This is a genomic window from Pseudarthrobacter sp. MEB009 (genome assembly GCF_030208875.1).
GTDB lineage: Bacteria > Actinomycetota > Actinomycetes > Actinomycetales > Micrococcaceae > Arthrobacter.
On sequence record NZ_JARVTC010000014.1, the window covers coordinates 150,809 to 175,791 of the forward strand.

The 24,983-nt window shown below is 67.8% G+C and carries 22 protein-coding genes, 1 tRNA gene and 2 riboswitches; of the genes, 7 read left to right on the forward strand and 16 right to left on the reverse strand.

Annotated elements, in window-relative coordinates:
• Positions 1 to 34 precede the first annotated feature (34 nt).
• Complete coding sequence (gene pcrA, locus QRN07_RS15025) at positions 35 to 2,542, reverse strand: DNA helicase PcrA (RefSeq protein ID WP_442853700.1); 2,508 nt, start codon at positions 2,540 to 2,542, stop codon at positions 35 to 37.
• A gap of 82 nt (positions 2,543 to 2,624) precedes the next feature.
• Positions 2,625 to 3,455, reverse strand: a complete 831-nt coding sequence (locus tag QRN07_RS15030; RefSeq protein ID WP_050683969.1) for an inositol monophosphatase family protein — start codon at positions 3,453 to 3,455, stop codon at positions 2,625 to 2,627.
• A gap of 32 nt (positions 3,456 to 3,487) precedes the next feature.
• Here QRN07_RS15030 and QRN07_RS15035 point away from each other — a divergent pair, with 32 nt between their 5' ends.
• On the forward strand, positions 3,488 to 4,117 hold the full coding sequence (locus QRN07_RS15035) for a hypothetical protein (protein ID WP_050683970.1): 630 nt from the start codon (positions 3,488 to 3,490) through the stop codon (positions 4,115 to 4,117).
• Here the strand turns inward: QRN07_RS15035 and QRN07_RS15040 are convergent.
• Entirely contained in the window at positions 4,114 to 4,857 is a 744-nt protein-coding gene (locus QRN07_RS15040; protein WP_050683971.1) for a DUF998 domain-containing protein, read from the reverse strand. The genes QRN07_RS15035 and QRN07_RS15040 overlap by 4 nt on opposite strands.
• A gap of 81 nt (positions 4,858 to 4,938) precedes the next feature.
• Here QRN07_RS15040 and QRN07_RS15045 point away from each other — a divergent pair.
• The 3 genes from QRN07_RS15045 (at position 4,939) to QRN07_RS15055 (ending at position 5,896) form a co-directional block, all read left to right on the forward strand.
• Positions 4,939 to 5,011 (forward strand) — tRNA-Arg (locus QRN07_RS15045).
• A 1-nt stretch (position 5,012) separates the two neighbouring features.
• Positions 5,013 to 5,492 (forward strand): DUF6314 family protein, encoded by a 480-nt coding sequence (locus QRN07_RS15050; RefSeq protein WP_285241448.1) that lies wholly within the window; start codon positions 5,013 to 5,015, stop codon positions 5,490 to 5,492.
• Entirely contained in the window at positions 5,489 to 5,896 is a 408-nt protein-coding gene (locus tag QRN07_RS15055) for an NUDIX hydrolase (RefSeq protein WP_285241449.1), read from the forward strand. Before QRN07_RS15050 ends, QRN07_RS15055 begins: the two co-directional genes overlap by 4 nt.
• Before the next feature lie 4 nt (positions 5,897 to 5,900).
• Here QRN07_RS15055 and QRN07_RS15060 read toward each other — a convergent pair whose 3' ends face one another.
• Together QRN07_RS15060 and QRN07_RS15065 are read right to left on the reverse strand one after the other, a co-directional pair.
• Positions 5,901 to 7,814, reverse strand: a complete 1,914-nt coding sequence (locus QRN07_RS15060) for an ABC transporter ATP-binding protein (protein ID WP_285241450.1) — start codon at positions 7,812 to 7,814, stop codon at positions 5,901 to 5,903.
• Between the two features lie 52 nt (positions 7,815 to 7,866).
• Positions 7,867 to 9,522 carry an ABC-F family ATP-binding cassette domain-containing protein gene (locus tag QRN07_RS15065; protein WP_050686643.1) on the reverse strand — a complete coding sequence of 552 codons (1,656 nt, stop codon included), beginning with the start codon at positions 9,520 to 9,522 and terminating at the stop codon, positions 7,867 to 7,869.
• A 239-nt stretch (positions 9,523 to 9,761) separates the two neighbouring features.
• On the opposite strand from QRN07_RS15065, the gene QRN07_RS15070 reads away from it, so the two are divergent.
• Both QRN07_RS15070 and QRN07_RS15075 read left to right on the forward strand, forming a co-directional pair.
• Positions 9,762 to 10,499 carry a CsbD family protein gene (locus tag QRN07_RS15070; RefSeq protein ID WP_050686642.1) on the forward strand — a complete coding sequence of 246 codons (738 nt, stop codon included), beginning with the start codon at positions 9,762 to 9,764 and terminating at the stop codon, positions 10,497 to 10,499.
• Positions 10,496 to 11,233, forward strand: coding sequence for a hypothetical protein (locus tag QRN07_RS15075; protein WP_056596082.1), 738 nt, complete (start codon positions 10,496 to 10,498; stop codon positions 11,231 to 11,233). Before QRN07_RS15070 ends, QRN07_RS15075 begins: the two co-directional genes overlap by 4 nt.
• Positions 11,234 to 11,466: 233 nt before the next feature.
• Here the strand turns inward: QRN07_RS15075 and QRN07_RS15080 are convergent, their stop codons facing one another.
• From QRN07_RS15080 to QRN07_RS15125, 10 genes are all read right to left on the reverse strand, one after another.
• A complete protein-coding gene (locus QRN07_RS15080) occupies positions 11,467 to 14,511 on the reverse strand; it encodes an alpha-mannosidase (RefSeq protein WP_285241451.1) in 3,045 nt (1,014 codons plus the stop codon).
• A 129-nt stretch (positions 14,512 to 14,640) separates the two neighbouring features.
• Positions 14,641 to 15,519: a formate dehydrogenase accessory sulfurtransferase FdhD gene (gene fdhD, locus QRN07_RS15085; protein WP_056596077.1), complete on the reverse strand. Its 879-nt coding sequence runs from the start codon at positions 15,517 to 15,519 to the stop codon at positions 14,641 to 14,643.
• A 51-nt stretch (positions 15,520 to 15,570) separates the two neighbouring features.
• Positions 15,571 to 16,953 carry a molybdopterin molybdotransferase MoeA gene (locus tag QRN07_RS15090; RefSeq protein ID WP_056596074.1) on the reverse strand — a complete coding sequence of 461 codons (1,383 nt, stop codon included), beginning with the start codon at positions 16,951 to 16,953 and terminating at the stop codon, positions 15,571 to 15,573.
• Entirely contained in the window at positions 16,950 to 17,243 is a 294-nt protein-coding gene (locus tag QRN07_RS15095; protein ID WP_050686634.1) for a DUF6457 domain-containing protein, read from the reverse strand. The genes QRN07_RS15090 and QRN07_RS15095 overlap by 4 nt, the downstream gene beginning before the upstream one ends.
• Positions 17,240 to 17,938, reverse strand: a complete 699-nt coding sequence (gene mobA / locus QRN07_RS15100) for a molybdenum cofactor guanylyltransferase (RefSeq protein ID WP_056596071.1) — start codon at positions 17,936 to 17,938, stop codon at positions 17,240 to 17,242. Before mobA ends, QRN07_RS15095 begins: the two co-directional genes overlap by 4 nt.
• A gap of 62 nt (positions 17,939 to 18,000) precedes the next feature.
• On the reverse strand, positions 18,001 to 18,501 hold the full coding sequence (locus QRN07_RS15105; RefSeq protein WP_050686630.1) for an HNH endonuclease: 501 nt from the start codon (positions 18,499 to 18,501) through the stop codon (positions 18,001 to 18,003).
• Positions 18,502 to 18,790: 289 nt separating this feature from the next.
• Positions 18,791 to 19,585, reverse strand: a complete 795-nt coding sequence (locus QRN07_RS15110) for an NlpC/P60 family protein (RefSeq protein WP_050686628.1) — start codon at positions 19,583 to 19,585, stop codon at positions 18,791 to 18,793.
• A 164-nt stretch (positions 19,586 to 19,749) separates the two neighbouring features.
• On the reverse strand, positions 19,750 to 20,448 hold the full coding sequence (locus QRN07_RS15115) for a C40 family peptidase (protein ID WP_050686626.1): 699 nt from the start codon (positions 20,446 to 20,448) through the stop codon (positions 19,750 to 19,752).
• 61 nt (positions 20,449 to 20,509) lie between these two features.
• A riboswitch (cyclic di-AMP (ydaO/yuaA leader) is annotated at positions 20,510 to 20,684 on the reverse strand.
• Positions 20,685 to 20,820: 136 nt separating this feature from the next.
• A complete protein-coding gene (locus QRN07_RS15120) occupies positions 20,821 to 21,642 on the reverse strand; it encodes a M23 family metallopeptidase (RefSeq protein WP_050686650.1) in 822 nt (273 codons plus the stop codon).
• 10 nt (positions 21,643 to 21,652) lie between these two features.
• A riboswitch (cyclic di-AMP (ydaO/yuaA leader) is annotated at positions 21,653 to 21,861 on the reverse strand.
• Positions 21,862 to 22,007: 146 nt separating this feature from the next.
• Positions 22,008 to 22,703, reverse strand: coding sequence for an iron-dependent transcriptional repressor DtxR (locus QRN07_RS15125; RefSeq protein ID WP_050686625.1), 696 nt, complete (start codon positions 22,701 to 22,703; stop codon positions 22,008 to 22,010).
• A gap of 277 nt (positions 22,704 to 22,980) precedes the next feature.
• On the opposite strand from QRN07_RS15125, the gene serC reads away from it, so the two are divergent.
• Positions 22,981 to 24,111 (forward strand): phosphoserine transaminase, encoded by a 1,131-nt coding sequence (serC, locus tag QRN07_RS15130; protein WP_285241452.1) that lies wholly within the window; start codon positions 22,981 to 22,983, stop codon positions 24,109 to 24,111.
• Between the two features lie 176 nt (positions 24,112 to 24,287).
• Here the strand turns inward: serC and QRN07_RS15135 are convergent, their stop codons facing one another.
• Positions 24,288 to 24,980: a DUF3027 domain-containing protein gene (locus QRN07_RS15135; RefSeq protein ID WP_050686623.1), complete on the reverse strand. Its 693-nt coding sequence runs from the start codon at positions 24,978 to 24,980 to the stop codon at positions 24,288 to 24,290.
• Positions 24,981 to 24,983 lie beyond the last annotated feature (3 nt).

Here is a 24,983-nt window from a genome sequence, read left to right on the forward strand (position 1 = left end):
CCGGACAAGGCTGCCAACCCGGCGGCGGGGGAGCCTACGCGTCCAGTTTGGTCAGTGGCGCGTAGCGGAGCAGCAACCGCTTCTCGCCGACGTCAAACTTCACCTTGGCAACGGTTTTATCCCCTGTTCCTTCCAGGGCCAGGACCGTGCCGTTGCCGAAGCTGGTGTGGTTGACCTTGTCCCCCACACTGACGGCGATGACTTCCTTTTGCGGCTGCACCCGGTTTTTCGCGATGATCGCGGGAACATCGGCATTGAACCCTGCCGAAGAGTCGGCGGCGGCCCCGCGGGACGTCCCGGCGCCCCAGAACGAGCCGTTGTAGCGCCCCGAGCCGATGGCTCCGCCGCTGACGAAGGATTGCCTGCTGCTTCCTTCCCGCTTCCAGTCAACGAGGTCGGCGGGGATTTCCTCCAGGAACTGGCTGGCGGGGTTGTACTGGCTTTGGCCCCACATGCTGCGGACCTCCGACCGGGTCACGTACAGGCGCTTGCGGGCCCGGGTGAGGCCCACGTAGGCCAGCCGGCGTTCCTCGGCCAACTCCTTGGGGTCGGTGGCGGAGCGCTGGTGCGGGAAGAGGCCGTGCTCCATACCGGTCAGGAAGACCACCGGGAACTCGAGCCCTTTGGCCGTGTGGAGGGTCATGAGGGTCACCACGCCCAGGCGTTTGGCCTCGGCCACGGCGGCGTCGATGTCGGCACCGGGCGCGTCCGGGATCTGGTCCGCGTCCGCCACGAGGGAAACCTGTTCCAGGAAGGCGCCCAGGGAGCCTTCCGGATTTTCCTGTTCGTATTCGCGCACCACGGCCACCAGTTCGGCGAGGTTTTCCACCCTGGACTCGTCCTGCGGATCGGTGCTGGCGCGCAGGGTTGCCAGGTAGCCGGTCTGCTCCAGGACAGCTTCGAGGGCTGCTGCGGCACCGGAGCCGGCGGCCACCTCGGCAAGGTCGTCCAGGAGTTTCACAAACCCCAGCACGGCGTTGACAGAGCGGGTGGCCATGGCGGGGGCCTGTTCGGCGCGGCGGGCTGCGGCCATGAACGAGATGCGTTCGCGGCTGGCGAGGGCCGCCACCGCGCCTTCCGCGCGGTCGCCGATGCCGCGTTTGGGTTCGTTGAGCACCCGGCGGAGGTTGACGTCGTCGTCCGGGTTCACCAGGACGCGGAGGTAGGCCAGGGCGTCCTTGATTTCCTTGCGCTCGTAGAAGCGGGTTCCGCCCACCACTTTGTACGGCAGGCCCACCCTGACCAGGACATCCTCGATGGACCGGGACTGGGCGTTGGTGCGGTAGAAAATGGCGACATCGCCGGGGCGGAGGTTGTCCTCGTCCTGGAGCCGGTCGATCTCCTTGGCGATGAACTGGGCCTCGGCGTGTTCGTTTTCGCCCACGTAGCCGATGATTTTGTGGCCTTCGCCTTCAGCGGTCCACAGTTTTTTGTCCGGCCGGTTGGGGTTGCGGGAGATCACCGAGTTGGCCGCGCTGAGGATGTTCTGGGTGGAGCGGTAGTTCTGCTCCAGCTTGATGGTCCGGGCCTGCGGGTAGTCCTTCTCGAACTCCACGATGTTGCGGATGTCGGCGCCGCGGAAGGCGTAGATGGACTGGTCGGAATCGCCGACGACGGTGAGTTCGGACGCTCCCGGGCCCTCACCCACGATTTCCCGGACCAGGGCATACTGGGCGTGGTTGGTGTCCTGGTATTCGTCCACCAGGACATGCCGGAACCTTCGGCGGTAGGAGTCGGCGAGCGCCGGGAATGCCCGGAACATAAAGACGGTCTCGGCGATGAGGTCATCGAAGTCCATGGCGTTGGCCTGGCGCAACCGCTGCGTGTAGCCCTTGTAGACGTCCGCAACGGCACGTTCAAAGGGGTCGTTGTGGTTGGCGTCGGAAGCATACGAATCGGCGTCGATGAGTTCGTTCTTCAGCGCGGAGATTTTGTGCTGGATGGCTTTGGGCGCGAACTTCTTGGGATCGAGGTCGTGCGCCTTGGACACCTGCGTGACCAGGCGGAGGGAATCCGCGGAGTCGTAGATGGAGAAGTTGGATTTGAGGCCCACGTTGGCCGCCTCCTGCCGGAGGATCCGCACGCAGGAGGAATGGAACGTGGAGATCCACATGATCTTGGCGCGGCCGCCCACCAGCACTTCGATGCGTTCGCGCATTTCGGCGGCAGCCTTGTTGGTGAAGGTGATGGCCAGGATCTCGCCGTGGTGGGCCCGGCCCGTGGCAATCAGGTAGGCGATCCTGTTGCTGAGCACGCGGGTTTTGCCGGACCCGGCACCAGCCACGATCAGCAGCGCCGACCCGGAGTGCCTGACGGCTTCGTCCTGCTCCGGGTTCAGCCCTTCCAGCAGCTTGGCTGGGTCCAGGCCGTGGTGTCCGTGGCGCTGCCCGGCCGCGTTGGCGCCGGCGTTGTGCCGGTCTCCGGCGGACAGGCTACCGCCCGGTCCGGCCACCGTGGACGTCCCTTCGGGGACCGCCCTGGTGCGGGTTGACGCTGCGGGGGCGGCCTTGAAAGGTCCGTCGGAGTAGGGGTCAAACAACATATCCATGGTGCCTACAAGTCTAGGCGGTGGGACTGACACCTACTTCCAGCCTGTGGATGACGCGGCCGGAACGGGACCCCGGCTAGGCCACCGACGCGGACTCGAGGGCCGCACGCAGCTCGCGGACCGCCGTCGTTCCGCCTGCCACAAACCATTCCAGCCCGTTGACCCGGACGGTGTCCACGGCCCCGCCGGCCGCGCGGACAATCGCCTTTCCGGGCAGCCAGTCCCACTCCGGGCAGCTGTGCTGGAACCAGCACCCCAGCTGCCCGTCGGCCACGCGGCCCAGGTCGCAGGAGCCGGACCCCAGCATGCGGAGGGCAGCGGCGGTGGTGGCGGCAGCGTGCCAGGGCATGGCGCACATGGGGTCCATCAGCCAGTTGGGGTGGATGTAGGTGGCGGCGCCGAGTTCGGCTGCAGGCGTGGCGTTGCGCTGTCCGCCGTTGTCCCGGAACACGGTCAGGACCTCGCCGTTCAGGGTGGCCGGGCGCGCAGTGCCGCCCAGCCACAACTTGTCCTCCTCAGGCTGGAAGATGGCGCCCAACACCACGTCGGAGGAGTCCTTCAGCGCGATGGCGGAGCACCAGTAAGTGGAGCCGTGCAGGAAGTTGTACGTGCCGTCCACGGGGTCGATCACCCAGGTCCGGCCGCTGGTGCCCGGCACGGAGGCGCCTTCCTCCCCCAGGATCCCGTCCTGGGGCCGGCAGCGCTGCAGCTGCCCCAGCACATAGGCCTCCGCGGCGTGGTCCGCTGCGGTCACCACGTCCGAGACGGAGGTCTTCTGCTGCGACTGGAGCCCGGCCATCCGCATCAGCAACGCAAGGTTTCCGGCTTCCCGGACCAGGGCTGCCGCCAGCTGGTAATCGTCCAATGCGGGGTCAAGTTCAACGGCGCTGTGCCTGCCAATGGTCATGGTTTCAGTTTATGGGGCGGGATAATGGGGTTATGGCCAAAACCCCCGCCCAGCGCATCAGGAAGCACGGATCCAAAGCGGTGGTGCCGCAACACCGGCTCCCGCCGGTGTTGAACCCCACCACCTCCCGGACGCCGGAGAAGGCGCAGAACAACACCAACCTGATCCTGATCGCGGGCGTGGTGGCCAGCCTTTTCCTGTTCTGGTACGTGCACCTGCTGACCCTGGACCAGCTCCGCCAGCTGACCGTTGGCCTGGCGATGCCCGACTCGCTGGTGGGCGGTTTTGATCCCGCGTACATCGACCGGCTGCACAGTGTGATGAATGACGACGCCCGCGGGCAGTTGAACTACGTCCACAAGACTGCCGGCACCCTGTTTCCCCTGATTTTCGGGTTTACGTGGCTGCTGCTGATCGGCACCAACGTTGCCCGTAAGGCCCTCCGGTGGGCGCTTTGGGCCCTGCCGCTGCTGTTTGTGGTGGTCCGGCTCTGGGCCAACGTGGCCATTGACGGCATGTTGGCCACGGAACCAGCCGACCCCGGGCAGGTGGCCCTCGCCTCGGTTCTCACCGTGGCGGGCTGGGTGCTGCTGGTCCTCAGCCTGCTGGCCGGTGGTGCAGCAGTGGTGCTGCGGACCCGGAAGCGCAAGACCGCAGCCTAACCCCGCAGCTGCTTGCGCTGGCGGTGGACCCGCCGCGCGATGACCAGGCCTGCCGTGGCAATGCCCACTGTCACCGGATAGCCCATCAGCCGTTCCAGGGTTCCCGGCTCGGGCACGTCCATGCCGGTAAGTCCGCCCGTCGCCAGCGCGGCAAGGGACACCGCGCCGCAGGCGAGGATGAACCAGGCCATGGCTGTTTTCCGCAGCCACAGTCCGCCCAGGACCAGCAGGGCCGCCGCCCCGGCCAAGAAATACACCACAGCGCCGATGTAGTGCCACGCGGATCCTGCGTCCTCGGGCACCAGCCCTACCACCACGGTGCCCACACCGGCTGCGCCCGTCAGCAGGCGCACGGCGATGGCAGCCCGCCAGGGTGCGCGTCGGCCCGGCTCAACGCGGGCCCCGGGCCGGGCCGCTACGCACAGCAGCCCGGAGGTGAGCAGGATGGCGCCCAGCACCATGCCCAGCCCCTGGACCACAAAGGAAGCGTTCATCAGCCAGTTCAGGGGCGAACAGACGTCCCGCCCGTCGTACACACCGCAGTGCAGCGCGCCGAGGTCGCTGATGTAGCCGGTCCGCAGGTCATAGGGCAAGGGTCCCGCCCACGCGGCGATCACCGCCGCTTCGGCGGCGAAATACTGCAGGACGCTCAGCACCGCCCACGCGCCCACGTACTGGCGGGTGGCGGCGGTGTCCGGAACCAGGGCTGCGGCGGGCGCGGCGGACGGGGCGGAATTCATGCCTTGAGCGTAGTACGGCTCCGCACCTTGTATGCTTGTATCCGTGTCCGGCCGGACTGCCTCGCGGTTCACGGAACGCCCGCCCTCGTAGCTCAGTGGATAGAGCACGGCTCTCCTAAAGCCGGTGTCGTTGGTTCGATTCCAATCGAGGGCACTTGAATGAACTGCCTCCGGAGTTTGATCTCCGCGCCTACCTCCTGGGTGGCCCGGCCCGCCTGGTTCCCGGCACCTGGGTGGTGGAACGGGGCCTCCTGGACCGTGCAGCAGGCACCCGCGGAACCTTCGCCGGCGTCGTCCGCTTCAGTCCCACGCCCGACGGCGGCCTGGCCCTCCGGGAAGAAGGCACCATGTGCTGGCCCTCCTTCGTGGGCCCCGCCTCGCGGGAGTACCTCCTGCGCCCCGCCGGCCGGGCCGACGCGCTGGACGTGTTTTTCCCGGACGGCAGGCCTTTCCACCGGATGGGCTTTGCCCCGGAGGCCAACGCGGCCAGCCATTGGTGCGACCCCGATGCATACCGCGTGGCGTATACCTACGAAAACGCTGACCGGTTCAGTTACACCTGGGATATCACCGGCCCCCGCAAGGACCTGGAACTCGCCTCGCGCCTGCACCGCAGCCAGGGGACGGACGCATGAAGCACCGCATTGTGGTGTCCGCCGTCTGCGTTTTTGATCCTGCCGGCCGGCTCCTGACCGTCCGGAAACGCGGCACCGGCATGTTTATGCATCCCGGCGGCAAGCCCGAAGCCGGCGAGACGGCGGTCCAGGCCGCTGCCCGGGAACTGGGCGAGGAAGTGGGCATCGGTATCGACCCGGCGCTCCTGCAGCCCATGGGCGTGTGGATCGCCGACGCCGCGAATGAGGCGGACACGGACATCGAAGCCACCGTGTTCCTGGCGCCGGGAACCTGGCAGGCCAGCCCGTCCGCCGAGATCGCGGAAATCCGCTGGCTGGACCTGGCCGCGGCCTGGCCCGCGGACCTGGCCCCGCTGCTCACGGACCACATCCTGCCGGCACTGGCCGCGGGCCCGGCCCGGTAACCTGCTACGTCTCCGGGACGGCTTCCTGCGCCACTGCGGTGGCTTCGGCGAACTGGGTCCGGTACAGCTCCGCGTACCGGCCGTCGGCTGCGAGCAGGCCGGTGTGGGTGCCCCGCTCCACGATCCGGCCGTCCTCCACCACCAGGATGGCGTCGGCGGCGCGGATGGTGGACAGCCGGTGGGCGATGACAACGGCGGTACGGCCTTCAAGGGCTGCACCCAGCGCAGCCTGGACCGCGGCCTCGTTGGTGGAGTCCAGGGCTGCGGTGGCCTCGTCAAGGATCACCACGCGCGGCTGGGCTATCAGCAGCCGGGCGATGGTGAGGCGCTGGCGTTCGCCGCCGGACAGCCGGTAGCCGCGCTCCCCCACCACGGTGTCCAGTCCGTCCGGCAGGGACCGGATCATCGTTTCCAGCCGGGCCTGCCGGATGGCCTCCCACATGTCATCCTCCGTGGCGCCGGGGCGGGCCAGCCGCAGGTTGGACGCGATGCTCTCGTGGAAGAGGTGTCCGTCCTGCGTGACCATGCCAAGGGTGTCCCGGAGCGAGTCGAAGGTGGCATCGCGGACGTCCAGCCCGGAGCCGGCTGCCCCGCCGCCCAGCCTGACGGCGCCGGAATCCACGTCGTACAGCCTGGTCAGCAACTGGGCGATGGTGGACTTGCCGGCACCGGAGGAGCCCACCAGGGCAACGGTCTGGCCGGGTTCCACCCGGAAGCTGATGCCGTGCAGGACCTCCTCGCCGCCGCGGGTGTCCAGGGTGGCAACCTCTTCGAGGGAGGCCAGCGAGACCTTGTCGGCGGACGGGTAGGCGAAGCGGACGTCGTCGAATTCCACGGCCACCGGACCGGCGGGAAGCGCCGCGGCGTCCGGTTTCTCGGCGATCAACGGCTTGAGGTCCAGGATCTCGAAGACCCGCTCGAAGCTGACCAGCGCGCTCATGATCTCCACCCGTGCGTTGGACAGGGACGTCAGCGGGGCGTACAGCCGGGTGAGGAGCAGCGCGAGCACCACCACGTCGCCGGGTGCCAGCTGGCCAGCGATGGCCAGCCAGCCACCCATTCCGTAGACCAGGGCCAGCGCCAGCGCCGAGACCAGGGTCAGGGCGGTCACAAACGTGAACTGCAGCATGGCGGTCCGGATGCCGATGTCCCGCACCCTGCCGGCGCGGACGGCGAACTCGCGGGACTCGTCGGCAGGCCGGCCAAAAAGCTTGACCAGGGTGGCGCCGGGGGCCGAGAACCGTTCGGTCATCTGCGTGCCCATCGCGGCGTTGTGCTCCGCCGCTTCCCGGCGCAGGTCGGCAAGGCGCGAGCCCATCCGGCGGGCCGGGACCAGGAAGATGGGCAGCAGGATCATGGCCAGCACCGTCACCTGCCAGGAGGTGCCCAGCATCACGATGAGGGTAAGGATGAGCGCCACCACGTTGCTGACCACCCCGGACAGGGTTCCGGCGAAGGCGGACTGGGCGCCGATCACGTCATTGTTCAGGCGGCTGACCAGGGCTCCGGTCCGGGTCCGGGTAAAGAACGCGATGGGCATCTTCTGCACGTGGTCAAAGACCCTGGTGCGCAGGTCAACAATGACGCCTTCACCGATCACCGAGGACAGCCAGCGGGTCACCAGGCCCAGGCCTGCCTCCGCGACTGCCACGACGGCGATCAGCACGGCCAGCCGGATGACCTCGTCAATGCCGGCCTTGGCCACGATGGTGTCCACCACCTGCCCTGCCAGGACGGGGGTGGCGACGGCCAGGAAGGCCATGGCCACGGACAGCAGCACAAAGGCCAGCAGCTTGCCGCGGTAGGGCCGGGCAAACGCGAGGACCCGCTTCAGGGTGGCCTTGGAGAACGGCTGGGAACCGCTCTTGGCCCGGGTGATGTTGTAAAGGGAGCCCCAGGCTACCCGTTCCATGCTCATGGTTGCTGCTCCGCGCCTAGATTGGTGGTGGTTCCCCCGGGGTGCTTCAGTTTCAGGAACTGCTGCCGGTGTGCTGCTCGGTGACCTTGCCGCTGTCCACGTCCCAACGTACATCCAACCGGACGTTCTCCAGCAGCCGCCTGTCGTGCGTCACCAGCAGCAGGGCGCCGTCGTAGCTGTCCAGGGCATCTTCGAGCTGCTCGATGGCCGGCAGGTCAAGGTGGTTGGTGGGTTCGTCCAGGACCAGCAGGTTCACCCCGCGCGCCTGGAGCAGGGCCAGGGCCGCCCGGGTCCGTTCGCCGGGCGAGAGGGAGTCCACGGGACGTGCCGTGTGGTCCGCCTTCAGCCCGAACTTGGCCAGCAGGGTGCGGACCTCCGCGGCGGTCAGGTCCACCAGGACGGATTCGACGGCGTCTGCCAGGGGCAGGTGCCCGGCCAGCAGGCCGCGGGCCTGGTCAATTTCGCCCACGGCCACCGAGGCGCCCATGGCTGCGTTGCCGGAGTCCGGTTCGATACTGCCAAGGAGCAGGCGCAGGAGCGTGGACTTGCCAGCCCCGTTGGGTCCGGTGATGCCGATCCGCTCCCCCGCGTTGAGCTGGAGGTTCACGGGCCCCAGGGTGAAGCTGCCCTGTCGGACCACGGCGTCGCGGAGGGTCGCCACAACGGCGCTGGACCGGGGGGCCTGGCCGATGGTGAACTGCAGCTGCCATTCCTTGCGCGGCTCCTCCACGGTGTCCAGCCGGGCGATCCGGGATTCCATCTGCCGCACCTTCTGGGCCTGCTTCTCCGAGGACTCCACGCTGGCCGCACGGCGGATCTTGTCGTTGTCGGGGCTCTTTTTCATGGCGTTCCGGACGCCTTGGGAGCTCCATTCGCGCTGGGTCCGGGCCCGGGACACCAGATCGGCCTTGGTGGCAGCGAATTCCTCGTACTTTTCGCGGGCGTGGCGCTTGGCCACCGCGCGTTCCTCCAGGAAGGCGTCGTAGCCGCCGTCGTAGACGGCCACGGAGTTCTGGGCCAGATCCAGTTCCACCACGGTGGTGACGCAGCGGGCCAGGAATTCGCGGTCGTGGCTGACCAGGACCACTCCGCCGCGCAGGCCGGTCACGAAGGCCTCAAGCTTGGCCAGGCCTGCGAGGTCCAGGTCGTTGGTGGGCTCGTCCAGAAGGACGACGTCGAAGCGGCTCAGCAACAGGGCGGCGAGCGCCACCCGTGCGGCCTGGCCGCCGGACAGCCCGGTCATGGCCGAGTCAGCACCAGCGGTCAGTCCAAGGTCGGCCAGGACCCCTGGAATGCGGTCGTCGAGGTCCGCGGCACCGGATGCCATCCAGCGGTCGAAGGCGCGCGCGTAGTCATCGTCGGCGCCGGGCGCGCCGGCACCCAGGGCCTCGGCAGTGGATTCCATCTCGATGGTGGCCTGCGCGCAGCCTGTCCGGCGCGCGATGTAGCCTGCCACTGTTTCGCCGGACACCCGTTCGTGTTCCTGGGGAAGCCAGCCCACAAAGGCGTCAGCGGGGGCCAGGCTGACGGTCCCCTCCTGCGGCTTGTCCACACCGGCGAGGAGCCGCAGCAGGGTGGACTTCCCGGCGCCGTTGGCACCCACCACGCCCACCACATCTCCCGGGGCAACGGTCAAGGAAAGATTGGCGAAAAGTTGGCGGTGGTCATGCCCGCCGGCAACATCCTTGGCAACCAGGGTGGCAGTCATCCGTGTGTCCTTTCGCCGGCGCATCCGCAACCGGATTCCTGCCTGGCAGCTGCCGGCAAAAGCCATGCGGTTCAGGCATTGCGGCCGCAGGACATAAAAGAACCCGCTGGTCCGGACTTGGGGGGTGTACGGACCAGCGGGCTCGACGTTCAAGCATAGTCGAAGCGGAGGCCTGCGTAAAATCCGAAGATTCCGGCAGGCTAAAATGGGTACACCGTCCGTTCTGCAGAGAGCTGTCCATGCCACTCCCCGCCAAGGCGTTCCAGCGCTGGCTGCAAGGCATCGCGCCCAACGCCAGCACCGCCGACGTCTGCAGGGTTTCCGGAATCAAGCGGACCACCCTCGCCCAGCAGCTGGTCCGGGGCAAGGTATCGGAAAGCACCCTTGTCAGCATCAGCCGCGCCTACAACATCGGCCCGGTCGCGGCCCTCGCGGATTTCGAGGCGTACCGCGAGCTGGCCGGCCCGCCCCGGCTGCCCACCCGGGGCGAACTGGTCAGCCAGATTTCCACCCCCGACCTGCTGCGGGCCGTGCTGTCGCGGACCGCGGTGGAGCCTGAGGGCGCAGCAGCCGGACTGCCACCGGCGCTCAGCCCGGCCCCGCACGCCACCTCGGTTAAAAACTGGGTTGATGCCATTGACGACGGCGAGGTGCGGCACCGCGTTTCAGCCGCCACCGGCATCGCCCCGCAGAACTACTCAGCCCAGCTGACCGCCAACCGGTTGACGCCGGAGCTGGCCCTGGCCACTTCACAGGCGGCCGGGGTGGGGCCGGCAGGGGGGCTGGTTGCCACGGGCCTGGTTACGGAGGAGGAGGCCGGCTGGCCACCCGGGGCGCGGCAGGCAGCACTGGAGGGCATGTCCGACGCCGACCTGACCGTTTTGGCGGGCGAGCGGCTGCAGGCCCTCGGCAAGGTGCTGCGGCGCCAGGAGCAGGACCACGAGCAGGCAGAAAAGATCTGGGAGAACCTGGGATGATCGATATTCTTCAGTGGACAACGCTGGCCGTGTGCGGGCTGGTGGCCCTGGCCCGGATCCCCAGCGCCCTCCGGGGGGAAAACAGGTCGCTGTTTTCCATCTTTGCGCTGATGACCCTTGCCATCCTGCTCAGCATCGAAGCACCATACGTGTGGATTGATGCGGCCCTGGGCGGCATCAACCTCACCAACCTGGCGCTGCGCTTCATCATTTTCGGAGCCGTGTTTTTTATCGGCGTACGGACCACCCGTGGGTTCGGCGCCGATGGTGCCTACCGGCTTTTGACCGGCCGGGTGGGGATGGCGGCCCTGCTGGTCATCTCCGTAGCGGTGGTGGGCGTGTTCCTGCTGATGGATACCACCGGTTCCTCGGCGGGTCTCTCGGCAGTCTCCGACAGGGACGCGCGGCACGCCATGCTGGCCGAGTACTACGGGGCGGCAGGACGGGCCTATCCCGCGTTTGTTGCCCTGGTCCTGCTTCCGGCCATGGTCCGGGCGGCGCTGGGCCGGCTGCCCGTTCCGGTGCGCTTTGCGGCTGCACTCCTGGGCCTTGGCGCCATCGCCACTGCGCTGTCCCTGCTGTTCCCGTTCCTGCCGCCGAATTCCGACGCCGTGGCCTTTGTGGTCAACTACACAGCCATCCTGTGCTTCGTTCTTGGCCTCGCGCTGATCTGGGCGGCAAAGGTCTGGACCCGGCGAAAAAGCTGCCGACGCAGGAAATATACCGAAAAGTAATCTCCCGACCTTTCACAAAATCATTAGAATGTGAAACAATCATGAATGTGTGAAGGTGGGGCGCAGCGCGTTTCTGAACGGGGATAAATTTCTTTAGCGTCGTTCGCCCCGGGGGCCTTCGCACACATTGGGGGGATGAGTGGTGGCGGCCGTTGGGGACCGCCCCCACTCAGCCTGTTTAAGGCTGTTTTGCCTTGCCGCGCTTCCGGTTGGCTGCGCGGCAAGGCAAAAAGTCAGGACGCGGGCAGCTGCTGCCGGACGAACCGCAGCGTCACCAGCTGGAAGGGCCGCAGCCGGAGGCCGGCGCCGTCGGAGCCCGCATCCACGCCGGGAGCCTCAACGGGGCGTTCCAACAGATCGACGGCCTGCACCGTGGTGCAGGGGAAGCCTGCCGTGATCCTGGCCGTGGAGCGCCGGCCCAGCGACTCGTACAGCCGCACCACCACGTCGCCTGAGCCGTCCTCGGCAAGCTTCACGGCTTCGACCACCACAGCGTCGTTGCTCACGGCCACCAGCGGCTCCACCGGCGCCGCCCCGCTGACCAGCCGGGGCACCAGGTTGGTCCGGTAGCCTTCCTGGACGGCGTCGGCGATTGCGGCACCGGGCCGGATGGTGACGGTGAACTCGTGGCGGCCGCGGTCCGCTTCGGGATCGGGGAACTTCGGAGCCCGCACCAGGGACAGCCGGACGGTGGTGGTGGTCCCGCCGTCGGCCCTGACGTTCCTGGTGACGTCGTGGCCGTAGGTGGACGAATTGGAGACCGCCACCCCGTAGCCGGGTTCGGCAACGTGGATCCACCGGTGGGCGCAGACTTCAAACTTCGCTGCTTCCCAGGACGTATTGGTGTGCGTCGGCCGGAAAACGTGACCGAACTGCGTCTCCGCGGCGGAACGGTCCGCCCGGACGTCCAGGCCGAAGCCGAGTTTGAGCAGCTTCTCCCGCTCCTGCCAGTCGACCGTGGTGGTGATGGACAGCGCGGGGCTGCCCGGGGCAAGGGTGATGTGCTGCGTTACCGGGGACGTGCCGGCCAGCCGCTCCACCACCACGCCGGCGTCCGGCCCGTGGGTGGACACCCGGACGGACGCCGCAGCCGTCAGCGGTGTGACATTGCGGCGGTAGAACTCATCGATGTCCCAGGCGTCCCATTCATTGGGGGTGTCCCGGTGCAGCTCCAGGAGGTTACCCGGCTGGCCGGGGGCGATGGCCTCACGGCCGCTGGCATGGTCCACCAGGGAGACCAGTAACCCCGCCCCGTCCAGCTCTGCCCTGATAACGCCGTTATCCAGGACGTAACTGCCGCCCTGGGCCTGGGCCGTCGCCGGCACGGGCACGATCGACCGTTCGGCCGCGCCCAGGGCCGGCACACCGTCCCTGGCGTGCGGTGCTGCGTTCAGCAGGAACTGCCGGCCGCCCTGGCCCAGCATCGCAGCAGCGGCTGCGGCGATGACGGCCTCCAGCCCGGCCGCGACGGCGGCGTAGTTGCGTTCGGCATCCTGGTGCACCCAGGCGATCGAGCTGCCGGGCAGAATGTCGTGGAACTGCTGCAGCAGCACCAGGCGCCAGAGGCGCTTGAGCTCGGCTGCGGGATACTCGAAGCCGCCATGGGTCCGGACCGTTGCGGTGGCGCACCAGAGTTCCGCTTCGCGCAGCAGGTGTTCACTGCGCCGGTTGCCTTTTTTGGTGTTGGCCTGGCTGGTGTAGGTGCCGCGGTGCAGTTCAAGGTACATTTCCCCCACCCAGACGGGCAGGCCCTGGTAGTCGTCCTCGGCCTGCTGGAAGAAGCTCTCCGCGGATCCCAGGCGTACCTTCGGGGACCCTTCGAGGTCAGCGGTGCGGGCAGCGGCTGCAAGCATCTCCCGGGTGGGTCCGCCGCCGCCGTCACCGTAGCCGAACGGCACCAGCGAGACTGAGCCGCGGCCGTGGTCGCGGTAATTGCGTTCCGCGTGGGCCAGGTCCGCTCCGCTGAGTTCGGAATTGTAGGTGTCCACCGGCGGGAAGTGGGTGAACAAGCGGGTGCCGTCGATGCCCTCCCAGTTGAACGTGTGGTGCGGCATCTTGTTGGTCTGGTTCCAGGAAATTTTCTGGGTCAGGAACCAGCGGCTGCCTGCCTCCTTGACGATCTGCGGCAGGGCGGCTGAGTAGCCGAAGGAATCGGGCAGCCAGGCCTCCCGGCATTCGACGCCGAACTCGGCCAGGAAAAAGCTCTTGCCCTCGAGGAACTGGCGGGCCATGGCCTCGCCGCCGGGCATGTTGGTGTCCGACTCCACCCACATGCCGCCCACGGGAACGAACTGGCCCGTACGGACCTTCTCCCGGATGCGGGCGAAAAGTTCAGGGTAGAACTCCTTGATCCAGGAAAGCTGCTGGGCGGAGGAGCACGCAAACACAAAGTCCGGATCCTCGTCCATCAGGGCCACCACGTTGGAGAACGTCCTGGCACACTTGCGGATGGTTTCCCGCACCGGCCACAGCCAGGCCGAATCGATGTGCGCGTGCCCGGTGGCCACCAGCTGGTGCGCGGATCCGTACGCGGGCCGGGCCAGGACCCTGGCCAGGACCTCCCGTCCGGCGGCGGCAGTCCCGGCGATGTCGTCCGGATCCATCAGATCGAGCATGCGTTCCAGGGCGCGGAGTATTTCGTGCCGGCGGGGAAGCTCAAGGGGCAGCTGCGCCATCAGGCCCGCCAGGGTCAAGATGTCCTGCTGCAGCTCCCAGACCTCCTGCTGCAGTTCGGCGATCGCGATGCGTCCCAGCCGGTACTGCGGAGCCGTTCCGGCCGTCGCCTTGTCGCCGTAAGGAGTGGCCGCAAACGTCCACCCTTGCGCCACATCGGGGTTGGCTGCAGCCTCCACGTAGAAGTCCACCGCCATGCCGCTGCCCAGCAGCTTCAACGGGATGTACTGGTTGCGGGGCGAGATGGCCTTGATGATGCTGCCGTCTGCCCGCCAGGCGATGCCCTCGCACTGGAACCCCGGCACCTCGGTGGTGAAGCCAAGGTCAACCACCACCTCGACGGCGGTACCAGGCCCGGTGCCCCACGTTTCGGGGACCTCGCCCTGCACGCGCAGCCAGGTGGTCCCCCACGGCTTGCCCCAGGCGGCGTTGTGCTCCTGTGGAAGGAATTCCTGGCGCATGGCCTCCAGCGCGGGGACCGGCTCGTCCGGAACCTCCCAGCTGGTCAGCGTCAGCGGCAGGCTGCGGCTGTATACGGCGGGGTTGATGCGCTCACGCAGGAACCTCTCAAGGCGGACTTCCGTGATCCGGCGGTCGTCATGCAATCTGGGTCCTCTTTAGCGCTGGGAAGTGGACCAAGATGTCCATTCGATGGATAAATCTACCGGGTGCTTTCGGTGATAGCTACCCCGGCACACGGGCCGCGGGTAGCCCGGGCTGCAGCTCCCGGGCCCTCAGGATGGCTGAACAGCAGCGCCGGGTGGGGCAATGCGGCCGGCCCCGGCATAGACGTTAAAGCTGGTGCCCCGGCTGAAGCCGGCCAGGGTCAGCCCGCTGGATTCCGCGAGCTCCACTGCCAGGGACGACGGCGCACTGACGGCGGACAGCACCGGGATACCTGCCAGGGCCGCTTTCTGGACCAGTTCAAAGGAGGCGCGGCCGGAGACCTGCAGGACCGTCCCGCGCAGCGGAAGGAGGCCTTCCCGGAGGGCCCACCCCACCACCTTGTCCACGGCGTTGTGCCGGCCCACGTCCTCCCGGACGCACAGCAGCCGGGCGCCGCCGTCGCCGTCTATGGTGAACAGTCCGGCGGCGTGCACACCGCCGGTGCGTTCGAAGACGGCCTGCCCTTTCCTCAACTGGTCCGGCAGGGACGCCAGGACTTCCGCGGCCACGGTGAGCGGATCGCCGGCGGGGCTGTAGTGCGAGGACCTGGTCACCGCATCCACCGAGTCGGTGCCGCAGATTCCGCAGGCGCTGGAGGTATAGGACCGGCGTCCGTGGTCCGGGACGGTGACGTCCGGGCGGAGCTGGGCTTCGACCACGTTGAAGGTCTGGACACCGTTTTCGTCTTCGCCGGCGCAGAAACGCAGGGACGGCAGCTGTCCGGGCTCCCAGATGATGCCCTCGGAGACCAGGAAACCAGCCACGAGGTCAAAATCATCGCCCGGCGTGCGCATGGTGACCGAGTGGCTCAGGCCGCCCAGCCGGATCTCCAGCGGTTCCTCCACCGCCAGGATGTCCTCCTTGTGCCGCACCGGGAACTCGAGGGCAGCCGCTGAGCCGTCCAGGACATACCTGTGCACCTTGCGGCGCTGTGTCACCCTGCCCATGTCTGCTCCGTCCTGCTCATCGATCCATCATCCCAACGTGGCGGCCGGCGCTCAACCAAGGAGTGCGCTCCAGTCCACCGGGCCGGCCGCAGCTGGTTTTGCCGCCGGCCTGGCTGGCCGGGTGGCAGTCCTGGGTTTGGCTTTGGCCTTGGCGGCCGGGTCGGCGGGGGCCGGCAGGTCCGGACCCCAGGGCAGGGCGAAGGCCGGGACCGGTTCGCCCAGTTGGACCCCGTGCGGCGGCACCACCAGCACGCCGTCGGCGGCGGCGAGGCCGCGCATCATGCCGGGCCCGGTGTGCTGCGCGGGTGAGGCCATCCCATATACGAGCCGGAACGGCATCAGCCGGGTGCGCCCGGGCTCGGGTTCGATCATGGTTCCGCACGGCACCTCCTGCACCGGCGGCAGCGGCGCGTGCCCCAGCGCAGCCAGCAACGGCCCGCCCACGGTGGACAGCGCCAGCATGGCGGCCAGGGGGTTGCCGGGCAGCCCCAGGATAAAGCGGCCGTCGGGCAGTTCGGCGAGCACCACCGGGTGCCCGGGCCGCATCGCGATGCCGTCGATCAGCAGCCGGCCGCCCAGCCCGGCAACGGCTTTGCGGAGGTGGTCGGTGCCGGAGAGCCCGGTTCCTCCGGTGGTGATCACGACGTCGGCCGGCAGGTCCGCCGCACCGGCCACCTCCGGAACGTCGTCCTCCAGGGCGCCCAGCCAGTCGTCGTAGGCATCGCCGATCCGTTGCCGGCCGCCGTCCATGCCGCCGAGCATGGCCACCGCCCCGGACAGTTGCGGGCCGAAAGTGTCGCGGACCTTGCCCGGTCCGGGCACGCCGTTGTGGACCACCTCACCCCCGGTCAGGAGCAGCCTGACCAGCGGTTTGCCCTGCACCTGCAGGGTATCGTGGCCGGCGAGGGCCGCCAGGGCGATGTGCGCGGGGTTCAGTGTCACACCGGCCTTCACCAGGACGTCTCCGGTCAGCGCTTCCTCACCGGCCTTGCGGATGTGCTGGCCGTTCCGGGGTTCGCCGGGCCGGGCCGCACGGCCGCTGGTGAGGACGGGCAGGCCGTCCTCGTCGCTGGTCAGCACGGCGGCCTCGGTGCGCAGGATTGCCTTGGCTCCGGGCGGGATGAGTCCGCCCGTGGCGATGGGGCTTGCCTGGTGGGGCGCCAGCCGGGTGCCTTGCTCCGCCAGGATCCACGGCCCGCTGCCGTTGACCGCCCAGCCATCCATGGCCGAGGAGGCGTAGTGCGGCATGTCCTGCAAGGCCACAATGTCCTGTTCCAGGCGCCTGCCCAGGGCGAGGTCCAGCGCCACCGGTCCGGCCGGAATCGGTGTGGCTGCGTCGAAGGCGGCCTGCCGCGCCTCTTCCCACGTGTGGGCAAGGCGTGTTGGCGGCTCCGTTTGCTCGGGCTCCTGCGTTTCCTGGTGGGCTTCGGTCATTCGCCGGCTGTCCCGGCGGCGTCCTCGGCATAGGCGACGGCCAACCCCCGGGCCACGGCCAGGACGGCGTCCATGGCTGCCGGATCCTGGACCTGGCCGGGTGCCGACGCCAGGCCTGCGGCGTAACCGGCAATAAACGTTGTCAGGGGCGCGGCCGGGCGGACCACCGAGTGCGCTGCTACGCCGGCGAGCGAGAGGACGGCGTTCACATCCACGTGGAAGCCCTCAAGTTCGTAAGCCTGCAACAGTGCCCGGCACCATTCCTCGAGGGTCTCTTCCTGGCTTTTCACGTGCTGCCTCCAAGGTAGCTGCGGCCGCGGGCGTCAGGGCCCGTATGTGGTTCCTGACCTTCAGCGGCAATTCCTAGTGCGGCGGCGTCGTCCCACGTATCCACATCTGCTGTGGAGCCGGCCGGGACGGTGACGGGCTGCACGTCAAGACTAGCAAGGAGGGACCGGACCGAGCCGTTCGTCAGGCGGCCATCGGCGGCCAAGGCAGCGGCCGCCTTTTTTAGCCCATCTGTGCTGTAAAGGCCGGCCAGCGGCTGGTTGGTGCCGTCGGCTGCCCGGGCGATCACCCCCTGCTTTCCCGCGTCCGCCGCATCGGGGAGCGCCGCGCACAGCACCCGAACGGCTTCCGCGGCGTGCGGCATATCGCAGGCAAGCACCAGGACAAAAGCGGCCGGGGCGTGTGCGTGCGGTCCGGCCAAGGCTTCCAACCCGGCCAGGGCGTCCAGTCCGGCCGCGATGGCAGCTGCCGGCCCGGCAAAGGCCGGCTCCTCCCGGCAGGACTGCACACCGTCCGGCAGGGTTCCGGGGTCCGGCCCCACCACCACCCTGCGGGCCGCGCCGGAGGCTGCTTCGAGGGCACGGTCCAGGAGGCTGGCAGCGCCAAGAACCAGGTCCTGTTTGGGGGTTCCGCCCAGCCGGGATGACCTGCCGCCGGCAAGGATTACAGCATCAAATTCAACCGGGGTACCGTCCACTCCCCCAGCCTAGCCACGGACGGCTCCGCCCGCACAGCCGGTATGTGCTGCCGTGGCAGCGGTCAGGCAGCGCGCTCCGGCAACAGGAAGGGGTCCCAGGCGGGGGTCGGCTTTTCGAGTTCCTTGATCTGCCAGATGGCGCCGCGGGGCGGGGCAGGCACAAACCGCAGTTTCCAACCCATTTCGCCGGGCGTGTGGTCACCCTTGACGTTGTTGCAGCGCAGGCAGGCCGCCACCAGGTTCTCCCACGAGTCGGCTCCGCCGCGTGATTTGGGCTGGATGTGGTCTATGGTGTGCGCTGCCTTGCCGCAGTAACCGCAGGCATGTCCATCCCGGCGCAGCACCCCCCGGCGGCTTACCGCTGTTGACTGGTTATACCGGGGACGGATGTAGCGGTTCAGCAGGATAACGGAAGGCCTGCCCAGGATCTCCTGCGGACCCACGACGGGATCGTCGCCTTCGGCCACAACGCTTGCCTTGCCCGTGAGCACAAGCACCAGCGCCCGGCGGAAGGTGATAACCGCCAGCGGTTCATATCCAGCATTCAGAACGAGAGTGCGCATGCACGTACCTCCGGCCGCACCCGTCAGGGGCACGAGGGCCGGCTGCCCCCGGCGTGTCCGGGCTATGGATCGACATGACAAGAGTAAACAACGAAACGCGCTATCAACTAATTCCGGAGTTCACCGGTTCCGTGTCGTTGCGGCAGCTCCCTGCGGGGCGGCATCACATGGCAGGGCCTGGCGGCGGATGCACGAAGGACCCCCGCACCGTGGTGCGGAGGTCCTTCGGAGTGTGGCCTTTGGGCGGTTGACCCCGGCCGGGCCTGGGGTTCCCGGGAACCCGCTGGAATCAGCTGACGCGGATAAACACGGGGCCGGAGCCCACGTTGGCACTGAACACGATGGTCTGGTTGCCGTTGAAGCCGCCGTGAACTGCCTGGCCGTTGCCTGCGTAGACAGCGATGTGGGCCATGCCCGAGCCGCCGTTGGCGTAGTAGATCAGGTCACCGGGCTGAGCCTCGGCGGCACTCACGGTGCGGCCCAGGGAGAGGTAGCCTGCAGGCCAGTCGTGGAAGTTGATGCCCACTGCTGCGAGGGAGTTGGTGACCAGCATGGTGCAGTCCTGGACCACACCCAGCTGGGCGTAGGCGGCGGAGAGGATAGCCGCGCCCTTGCCGCTGGCGGGGGCCTGGGCTGCGGGTGCAGCCGCCGGAGCGGGAGCCGAGGCAACGGTGGCCGTGACCTTCGGTGCCGCAGCAGGCTGCGCAGCAGGGGCTGCGGCGGCGGGCGCTGCGGGCTCGGCTTCCTGGACGGTAACTTCGGGCTCGGGCTCAACAACGGGAGCCGGCGTGGTGGTCACGGCCGGTTTCTCGAAGGTGATGGCGATGGTCGAAGCGGCGGAGATGGGGGCGTCAACCGTCGATTCAACTTCCAGGCCGGACAGCGGCGCTGATTCACGCTGGGTGCTGGCGTCTGCAGCGTTGGCTGCGATTCCGCTGGTGAGGACCAGGCCGGAAGCTGCGGCGATGACGGCAGCCTGGCGTCCGAAGACTCCGGCGTTGCTGCCGACAGCCTTGGCAATGACGGTGATCGAGTTGGTTTTGGTGACCTCGGCGCGATGCCGTGCGATTGCACGAGTAGTCATCAGTTCTCTCTTTCGTTGTCCCGGGCCCTGCTGGTGGGCAGGCCCGGGGCGTTGGCCGCGCCGGCATCTTGGGGGTATTCCGGCGCGTCCAGAACGGGGATTTGGTGATTGGCGTGAAGCGGTTTCGAGCAAAGAAAAAGTTCCCGGGGCCGAAGCCCCAGGAACTACTTGCCGAGCGTGTAGAACGAGGAGGAGCCCGTGGCTGCCACTGCGTGGAGCAGGGTGCCCTGGGAGGGGTTGAGCGCGCTGATCATCATGCCGTTGCCGACGTAGATACCAACGTGCGCGCCGCCATTCTGCATGACCAGGTCACCCGGCTGCGGGTTGGACGTGGGCGTCATGGCGTTCCAGGCATTCGTGCGGGGAATGCTGATGCCGGCCTGGGCGTAGACCCACTGGGTGAATCCGGAGCAGTCCCAGCCATTGGGGCTGGTGCCGCCCCAGACGTAGGGACGGCCGATGCCCGTGTAGGCGATGGCTGCGATGCCGGACGTCGAAGCCGCAACAGGCGCGGCCTTCTCTGCCGGCGCTGCTGCCGCGGCCGTAGCTCCGGCTGCGGCCGGGGCTGCTGCCGTTGCGGTGGCTGCGGGGGTGGCCTGCACTCGGACCGGCTCCGGCTTCGGCGCAGCAATGGTTGTGACCACTGTGCGTTCGAAGGAAACGGTGGCGGTGGGAGCGGCGGTGACTGCCAGCGCGGTCTGGGCGGTGCCGGACTCGGTGGAAGCGGACACTCCGGCAGTGGTGTCAGCAGCTGTGGCAGGCAGTCCCATGGTCAGGATCAGGCCCGACGCGGCGGCGAATACTGCCGCCTGGCGACCTACTGTCCCGGCATTGGCACTGACGGCTTTGGAAACACTGTCCAAAGGGCTGGTGCGAACCGTGAGCGCACGGTGGCGCGCAGAATTGTGGCGTGAAGACAAGAAGGTGGCCTCTCCCAATGCCTGCGAGGTGAGCTGTCGGATTCGGATGGGAGTCACCCGGCCGCGCTGCTTCCTGGGAAGCTTTGCGACTTAACCCCAAGGCCTTCGATACAGCTGAAGGCCAAAATTGGTTCCCCCGCCCCTGCCAGACGATGAAATGCGAACGGACCTTGAGCGGTGGCAGAGCTAGGCAATCCACTCAAGAGCGTCAAGTTCGGAAAACTTGACGCAAGTTAGACGGTACAGCAGTTTCGTTTCAATGTCACATTCAGGTCACGGCGGATCTCGGCGATCCGGTAGTGAACCATCATTTGACTAGAGCCAGCCGGTAGGATCGACGACTTCGCCGTTGACCTGGACCTCGAAGTGGAGGTGGCAGCCGGTGGAAGCGCCCGTGGTGCCGCTCAGGGCCACCACATCGCCGCGGGACACCGTCTGGCCTTCCTTCACAGTGAAGGAGGAGAGGTGGTTATAGGTGGTCTCCAGGCCATTGCCGTGGTCGATCACCACGCGGTTTCCACCGCCGTACTGGTGCCAGCCGACGAATGTCACGGTTCCGGTTGCAGCAGCAAGCACGGATGTGCCGCACTGGGCCACGTAGTCCTGGCCACGGTGGAAGTCGCCGTTGCCGCCGGTGATGGGGCTGACGCGGTAGCCGAAGGGAGAGGCAGTGGTGAGCGTGGCCAGCGGCGCAGCAAGGCTGCCTGCCGAGGCCGCCCGGGAGACGGCGCTGGCGGACTGGGCGCTGAGCAGCTGCTTGAGCTTGCCGTCCGGATCGGCCTGGGTCACCACAGCGGAACGGCTGAAGTCCAGCTGGGCGCCGGCTTCTGCGGAGATCCGGGGCTGCGGGGTTACTGCGGCGGCAGCCACGGGGGTGGCTCCGGGTGCGTCGGTTGCAAGCACGGGGCTGGTGGCCGGGACGGTCACGGTAAGGACCAGGCCCGTGGCAGCCAGGGCGATGCCGGCTTTCTGGCCCATGCCGCTGGCCGACGCGAAGTCGGTGATCTGCCGGAAGGGACCCCTGCGGCGGCGCGCGTCGCGGTGGAAATCGCGCGGGCGCTCCGTGCTGGTGGCTTCAGCTGCCCGTGGCGCCGAAGCGGGGACGGCCGCACGGCGGCGTCCCCTGGAGGTCTGCATGGTCAAGAACGGTTCCTCTCTGGAAAAGCCTGCGGAGTTAGCTGTCGGATTCGGGTCAGAGAGTTCGTTCGACCCGGTCCGCGCGGGCAAGCTTTGGCACAGGGGTATCCCGTAGGATCCTTCACTGGAGAGGCTTGCTGCTGACGGACTTCACCCCAAGGCAGCCCCCGCTGCCGGTTGTGGTTCCCCCGCCTCTGCCAGAAATGACTTGTGCGCCTGATCCGCTGGCAGAGCTCGGCTCCGGATCAAGTAACGCTTATGTATCAACGCTTAGGTTCAACTATATCCGTTACCCCCGCAAAGTAACAATTCCGTTATCTTTGCGTAACCCGCTCGGGATTGGGTAAGTGCGGCGTCGGGCAGCGTCAGTTGACCGCGACGAAGACGTGCGCTGCCACTTCAGGGGGCAGTTCCAGGGCACCTTCGATGCCGGCCACGCGGACGGAGATGTAGTCGCCAACGCGCTCCAGCGAAACGGCTGCGCCGGGCCGGATGCCGCCTTCGTCGAGCTGGACCAGAAGCTCCGGTTCAACCTGGATGGGCTCCGCCAGCCGGCTCACCGTCACCGAGGAGGCGGGGCCGTAGGACTTCATGGCTTCCAGCAGGCTGACGGCTCCGTCCCGGAAGCCGTTGCCGGGCTGGCCACCCAACGCCGCGAGGCCCGGGATGGGGTTGCCGTAGGGCGACTCCGTGGGGTGGTTCAGCATCTCGTAGATGCGCTTCTCCACGCGTTCGCTCATCACGTGTTCCCAGCGGCAGGCCTCGTCGTGGACGTACGCCCAGTCCAGGCCGATAACGTCCGCCAGGAGGCGCTCGGCGAGCCGGTGTTTGCGCATGACTTCGGTGGCGCGCTTACGGCCGGTCTCGGTCAGTTCCAGGTGCCGGTCCCCGGACACCACCACCAGGCCGTCACGCTCCATCCGGCCGATGGTCTGCGAAACCGTGGGCCCCGAGTGCCTCAGCCGTTCCGCGATGCGGGCCCGGAGGGCAACGATGTTTTCTTCCTCAAGCTCCAAAATGGTGCGAAGGTACATCTCCGTAGTGTCGATAAGATCCGTCATCCAGCTCAGCTCCTCGAGCGCAGTACCTTGCGTTGTCCCACCGTACCGCCCAGACGGCGGCGTAGTCCGTGGAAAAGCTTAGCCTATTTTGAGTTTGTCCGAATAGATTCGGCTCTTCCGCCGGACTGTCTCAATGACTGGACTATGACGGGTGCGGTTCCCGCCGAAACACCACTTCAGGCACAATTGGAGGGTCCGGGCCGAGGGCCGCTGACCACTGGCGGCCGGCACCCAGCCGTCCCGGCGCAACAACTTCCACGCCGAAATTGGAGCACCTGTGAGCGAAGCCAGCATCACGATCCCCGCCAACCTGCTGCCCCGGGACGGACGGTTCGGCGCCGGACCCTCCAAGGTCCGGCAGGAGCAGATCGATGCTCTTTCCGCCGCGTCCAAGGCCATCCTGGGGACCTCCCACCGCCAGGCTCCGGTCAAAAACCTGGTGGGCTCCGTCCGCTCCGGCCTGAGCCAGTTCTTCCGCGCCCCCGAAGGCTACGAAGTAGTCCTCGGCGTCGGTGGCTCCACCGCGTTCTGGGATGTTGCCAGCTTTGGCCTGGTTGAGGAGAAGGCGCAGCACCTGTCCTTCGGTGAGTTCGGTTCCAAGTTCGCAGCCGCCACCAACAAGGCCCCGTTCCTGGCGGCTTCCTCCATCATCAAGGCCGAGCCGGGCACCCGTCCCACGGCACAGGCAGAGGCCGGTGTGGACGTCTACGCCTGGCCCCAGAACGAAACCTCCACTGGCGTCTCCGCCCCGGTGCGCCGCGTCGCGGGGGCCGATGAAGGCTCGCTGGTCCTGGTGGATGCCACCTCGGCTGCCGGCGGGCTGGACGTGGACGTTGCCGAAAGCGATGTCTACTACTTCGCCCCGCAGAAGAACTTTGCCTCGGACGGCGGGCTGTGGCTGGGCCTGTTCTCGCCGGCCGCACTGGAGCGTGCCGCGCGGATCAAGGCCGGCAACCGCTGGATCCCGGATTTCCTGGACCTGCAGACGGCCATCGACAACTCCCGGCTGAACCAGACCTACAACACCCCGGCGCTCTCCACCCTGGTGACCCTGGACGCCCAGGTGCAGTGGCTGAACAGCAACGGCGGCCTGGACTTTGCCGCCGGGCGCACCGCCGATTCGGCAGGCCGGATCTACAGCTGGGCCGAGGCTTCGGAGTACGCAACACCGTTCGTAGCCAACCCGGACGAACGGTCCAACGTCATCGCCACCATTGATTTCGATGATTCCGTGGACGCCGCCCAGGTGGCAAAGGTCCTGCGAGCCAACGGCGTGGTGGACACCGAACCCTACCGCAAGCTGGGCCGCAACCAGTTGCGCATTGCCACGTTTGTTGCCATCGATCCGGACGACGTGACCGCCCTGCTGGCCAGCATCGACTACGTGGTGGGCGAACTGCGCAAATAGCGCGCAGCGACATGTCCTGAACGCACGACGGCGCCGCCCGGCTAAACAGCCGGGCGGCGCCTTTTTGTTGTGGTGCGGAGTGCCGTGGTGCGGAGTGCTTGGTGCGGAGTACTTTGGTCAGAAAATGCCGTGCGGAGTGCTGGGGCTTCGGCGGGAAAAACCGGGCCCGCGGGGCCTTAGTCTCCCCGGCCGCCGAAACCGGCACTGTCCGGCGAGTCTTCATCCTCGTCCGTTTCGGCGTCGTCCGCGTCATCGTCGTCATTGTCGTTAGCTGCATCAGCTGACACAACTGCGTCGTGTTCCTGGCCTTCCGGCACCTGGTCCGCAACGTCGTCGTCCGTTTCTGCGGCATCCGCATCAGCAGAGCTGTGGGCCGGCGCGTCCCGGTGCCGGCGTTCCTGCTCCTGGGCAGCCTGTTCCTGCTCATCCTCAGGCCGGACGCGTTCGGCCCACGGCACCCATTCAGGGGCGAGGATGGATTCCCCGGACGGCAGCATGCCGAGCTCGTTGACGGTGACCGTCTTGGAGCGGGAGTTGCGGGTCAGCACGGCGTACCACTGCCAGCCCTGGTACCCGGCGAGCCTGGACTCGAACAGGTGCGTCACCAGGCGGTCGCCTTCGCTCTTGGCGGCCAGGTGCCGGCCAACGGCGCCCGGTTCGGTGATGCCCTCGACGGCGGCGCGGGCCGAATCCACGGCTGCGGCCAGGAATGCGTCCGGCTTTCCAACCCGCCACACGGGCACACCGGCGCCCCGCTTGGGCGCGGCCGGTGCGGGGGCTGCCGCAGCAGGGGTGGCCTGGTCAGCGGCCGGGGCGTCAGCGGCCTGGTCCTGCAGCACCGCTTCCGGCTGTTCAGCTTGGGGGTTCATGGT

Coding starts and splice junctions, on each gene's coding strand:
- pcrA (WP_442853700.1), bottom strand. CDS start 2,542: ATGTTGTTTGACCCCTACTCCGACGGACCTTTCAAGGCCGCCCCCGCA.
- QRN07_RS15030 (WP_050683969.1), bottom strand. CDS start 3,455: ATGACCATTGGCAGGCACAGCGCCGTTGAACTTGACCCCGCATTGGAC.
- QRN07_RS15035 (WP_050683970.1), top strand. CDS start 3,488: ATGGCCAAAACCCCCGCCCAGCGCATCAGGAAGCACGGATCCAAAGCG.
- QRN07_RS15040 (WP_050683971.1), bottom strand. CDS start 4,857: ATGAATTCCGCCCCGTCCGCCGCGCCCGCCGCAGCCCTGGTTCCGGAC.
- QRN07_RS15055 (WP_285241449.1), top strand. CDS start 5,489: ATGAAGCACCGCATTGTGGTGTCCGCCGTCTGCGTTTTTGATCCTGCC.
- QRN07_RS15060 (WP_285241450.1), bottom strand. CDS start 7,814: ATGAGCATGGAACGGGTAGCCTGGGGCTCCCTTTACAACATCACCCGG.
- QRN07_RS15065 (WP_050686643.1), bottom strand. CDS start 9,522: ATGACTGCCACCCTGGTTGCCAAGGATGTTGCCGGCGGGCATGACCAC.
- QRN07_RS15070 (WP_050686642.1), top strand. CDS start 9,762: ATGCCACTCCCCGCCAAGGCGTTCCAGCGCTGGCTGCAAGGCATCGCG.
- QRN07_RS15075 (WP_056596082.1), top strand. CDS start 10,496: ATGATCGATATTCTTCAGTGGACAACGCTGGCCGTGTGCGGGCTGGTG.
- fdhD (WP_056596077.1), bottom strand. CDS start 15,519: ATGGGCAGGGTGACACAGCGCCGCAAGGTGCACAGGTATGTCCTGGAC.
- QRN07_RS15090 (WP_056596074.1), bottom strand. CDS start 16,953: ATGACCGAAGCCCACCAGGAAACGCAGGAGCCCGAGCAAACGGAGCCG.
- QRN07_RS15105 (WP_050686630.1), bottom strand. CDS start 18,501: ATGCGCACTCTCGTTCTGAATGCTGGATATGAACCGCTGGCGGTTATC.
- QRN07_RS15110 (WP_050686628.1), bottom strand. CDS start 19,585: ATGACTACTCGTGCAATCGCACGGCATCGCGCCGAGGTCACCAAAACC.
- QRN07_RS15120 (WP_050686650.1), bottom strand. CDS start 21,642: ATGCAGACCTCCAGGGGACGCCGCCGTGCGGCCGTCCCCGCTTCGGCG.
- QRN07_RS15125 (WP_050686625.1), bottom strand. CDS start 22,703: ATGACGGATCTTATCGACACTACGGAGATGTACCTTCGCACCATTTTG.
- QRN07_RS15135 (WP_050686623.1), bottom strand. CDS start 24,980: ATGAACCCCCAAGCTGAACAGCCGGAAGCGGTGCTGCAGGACCAGGCC.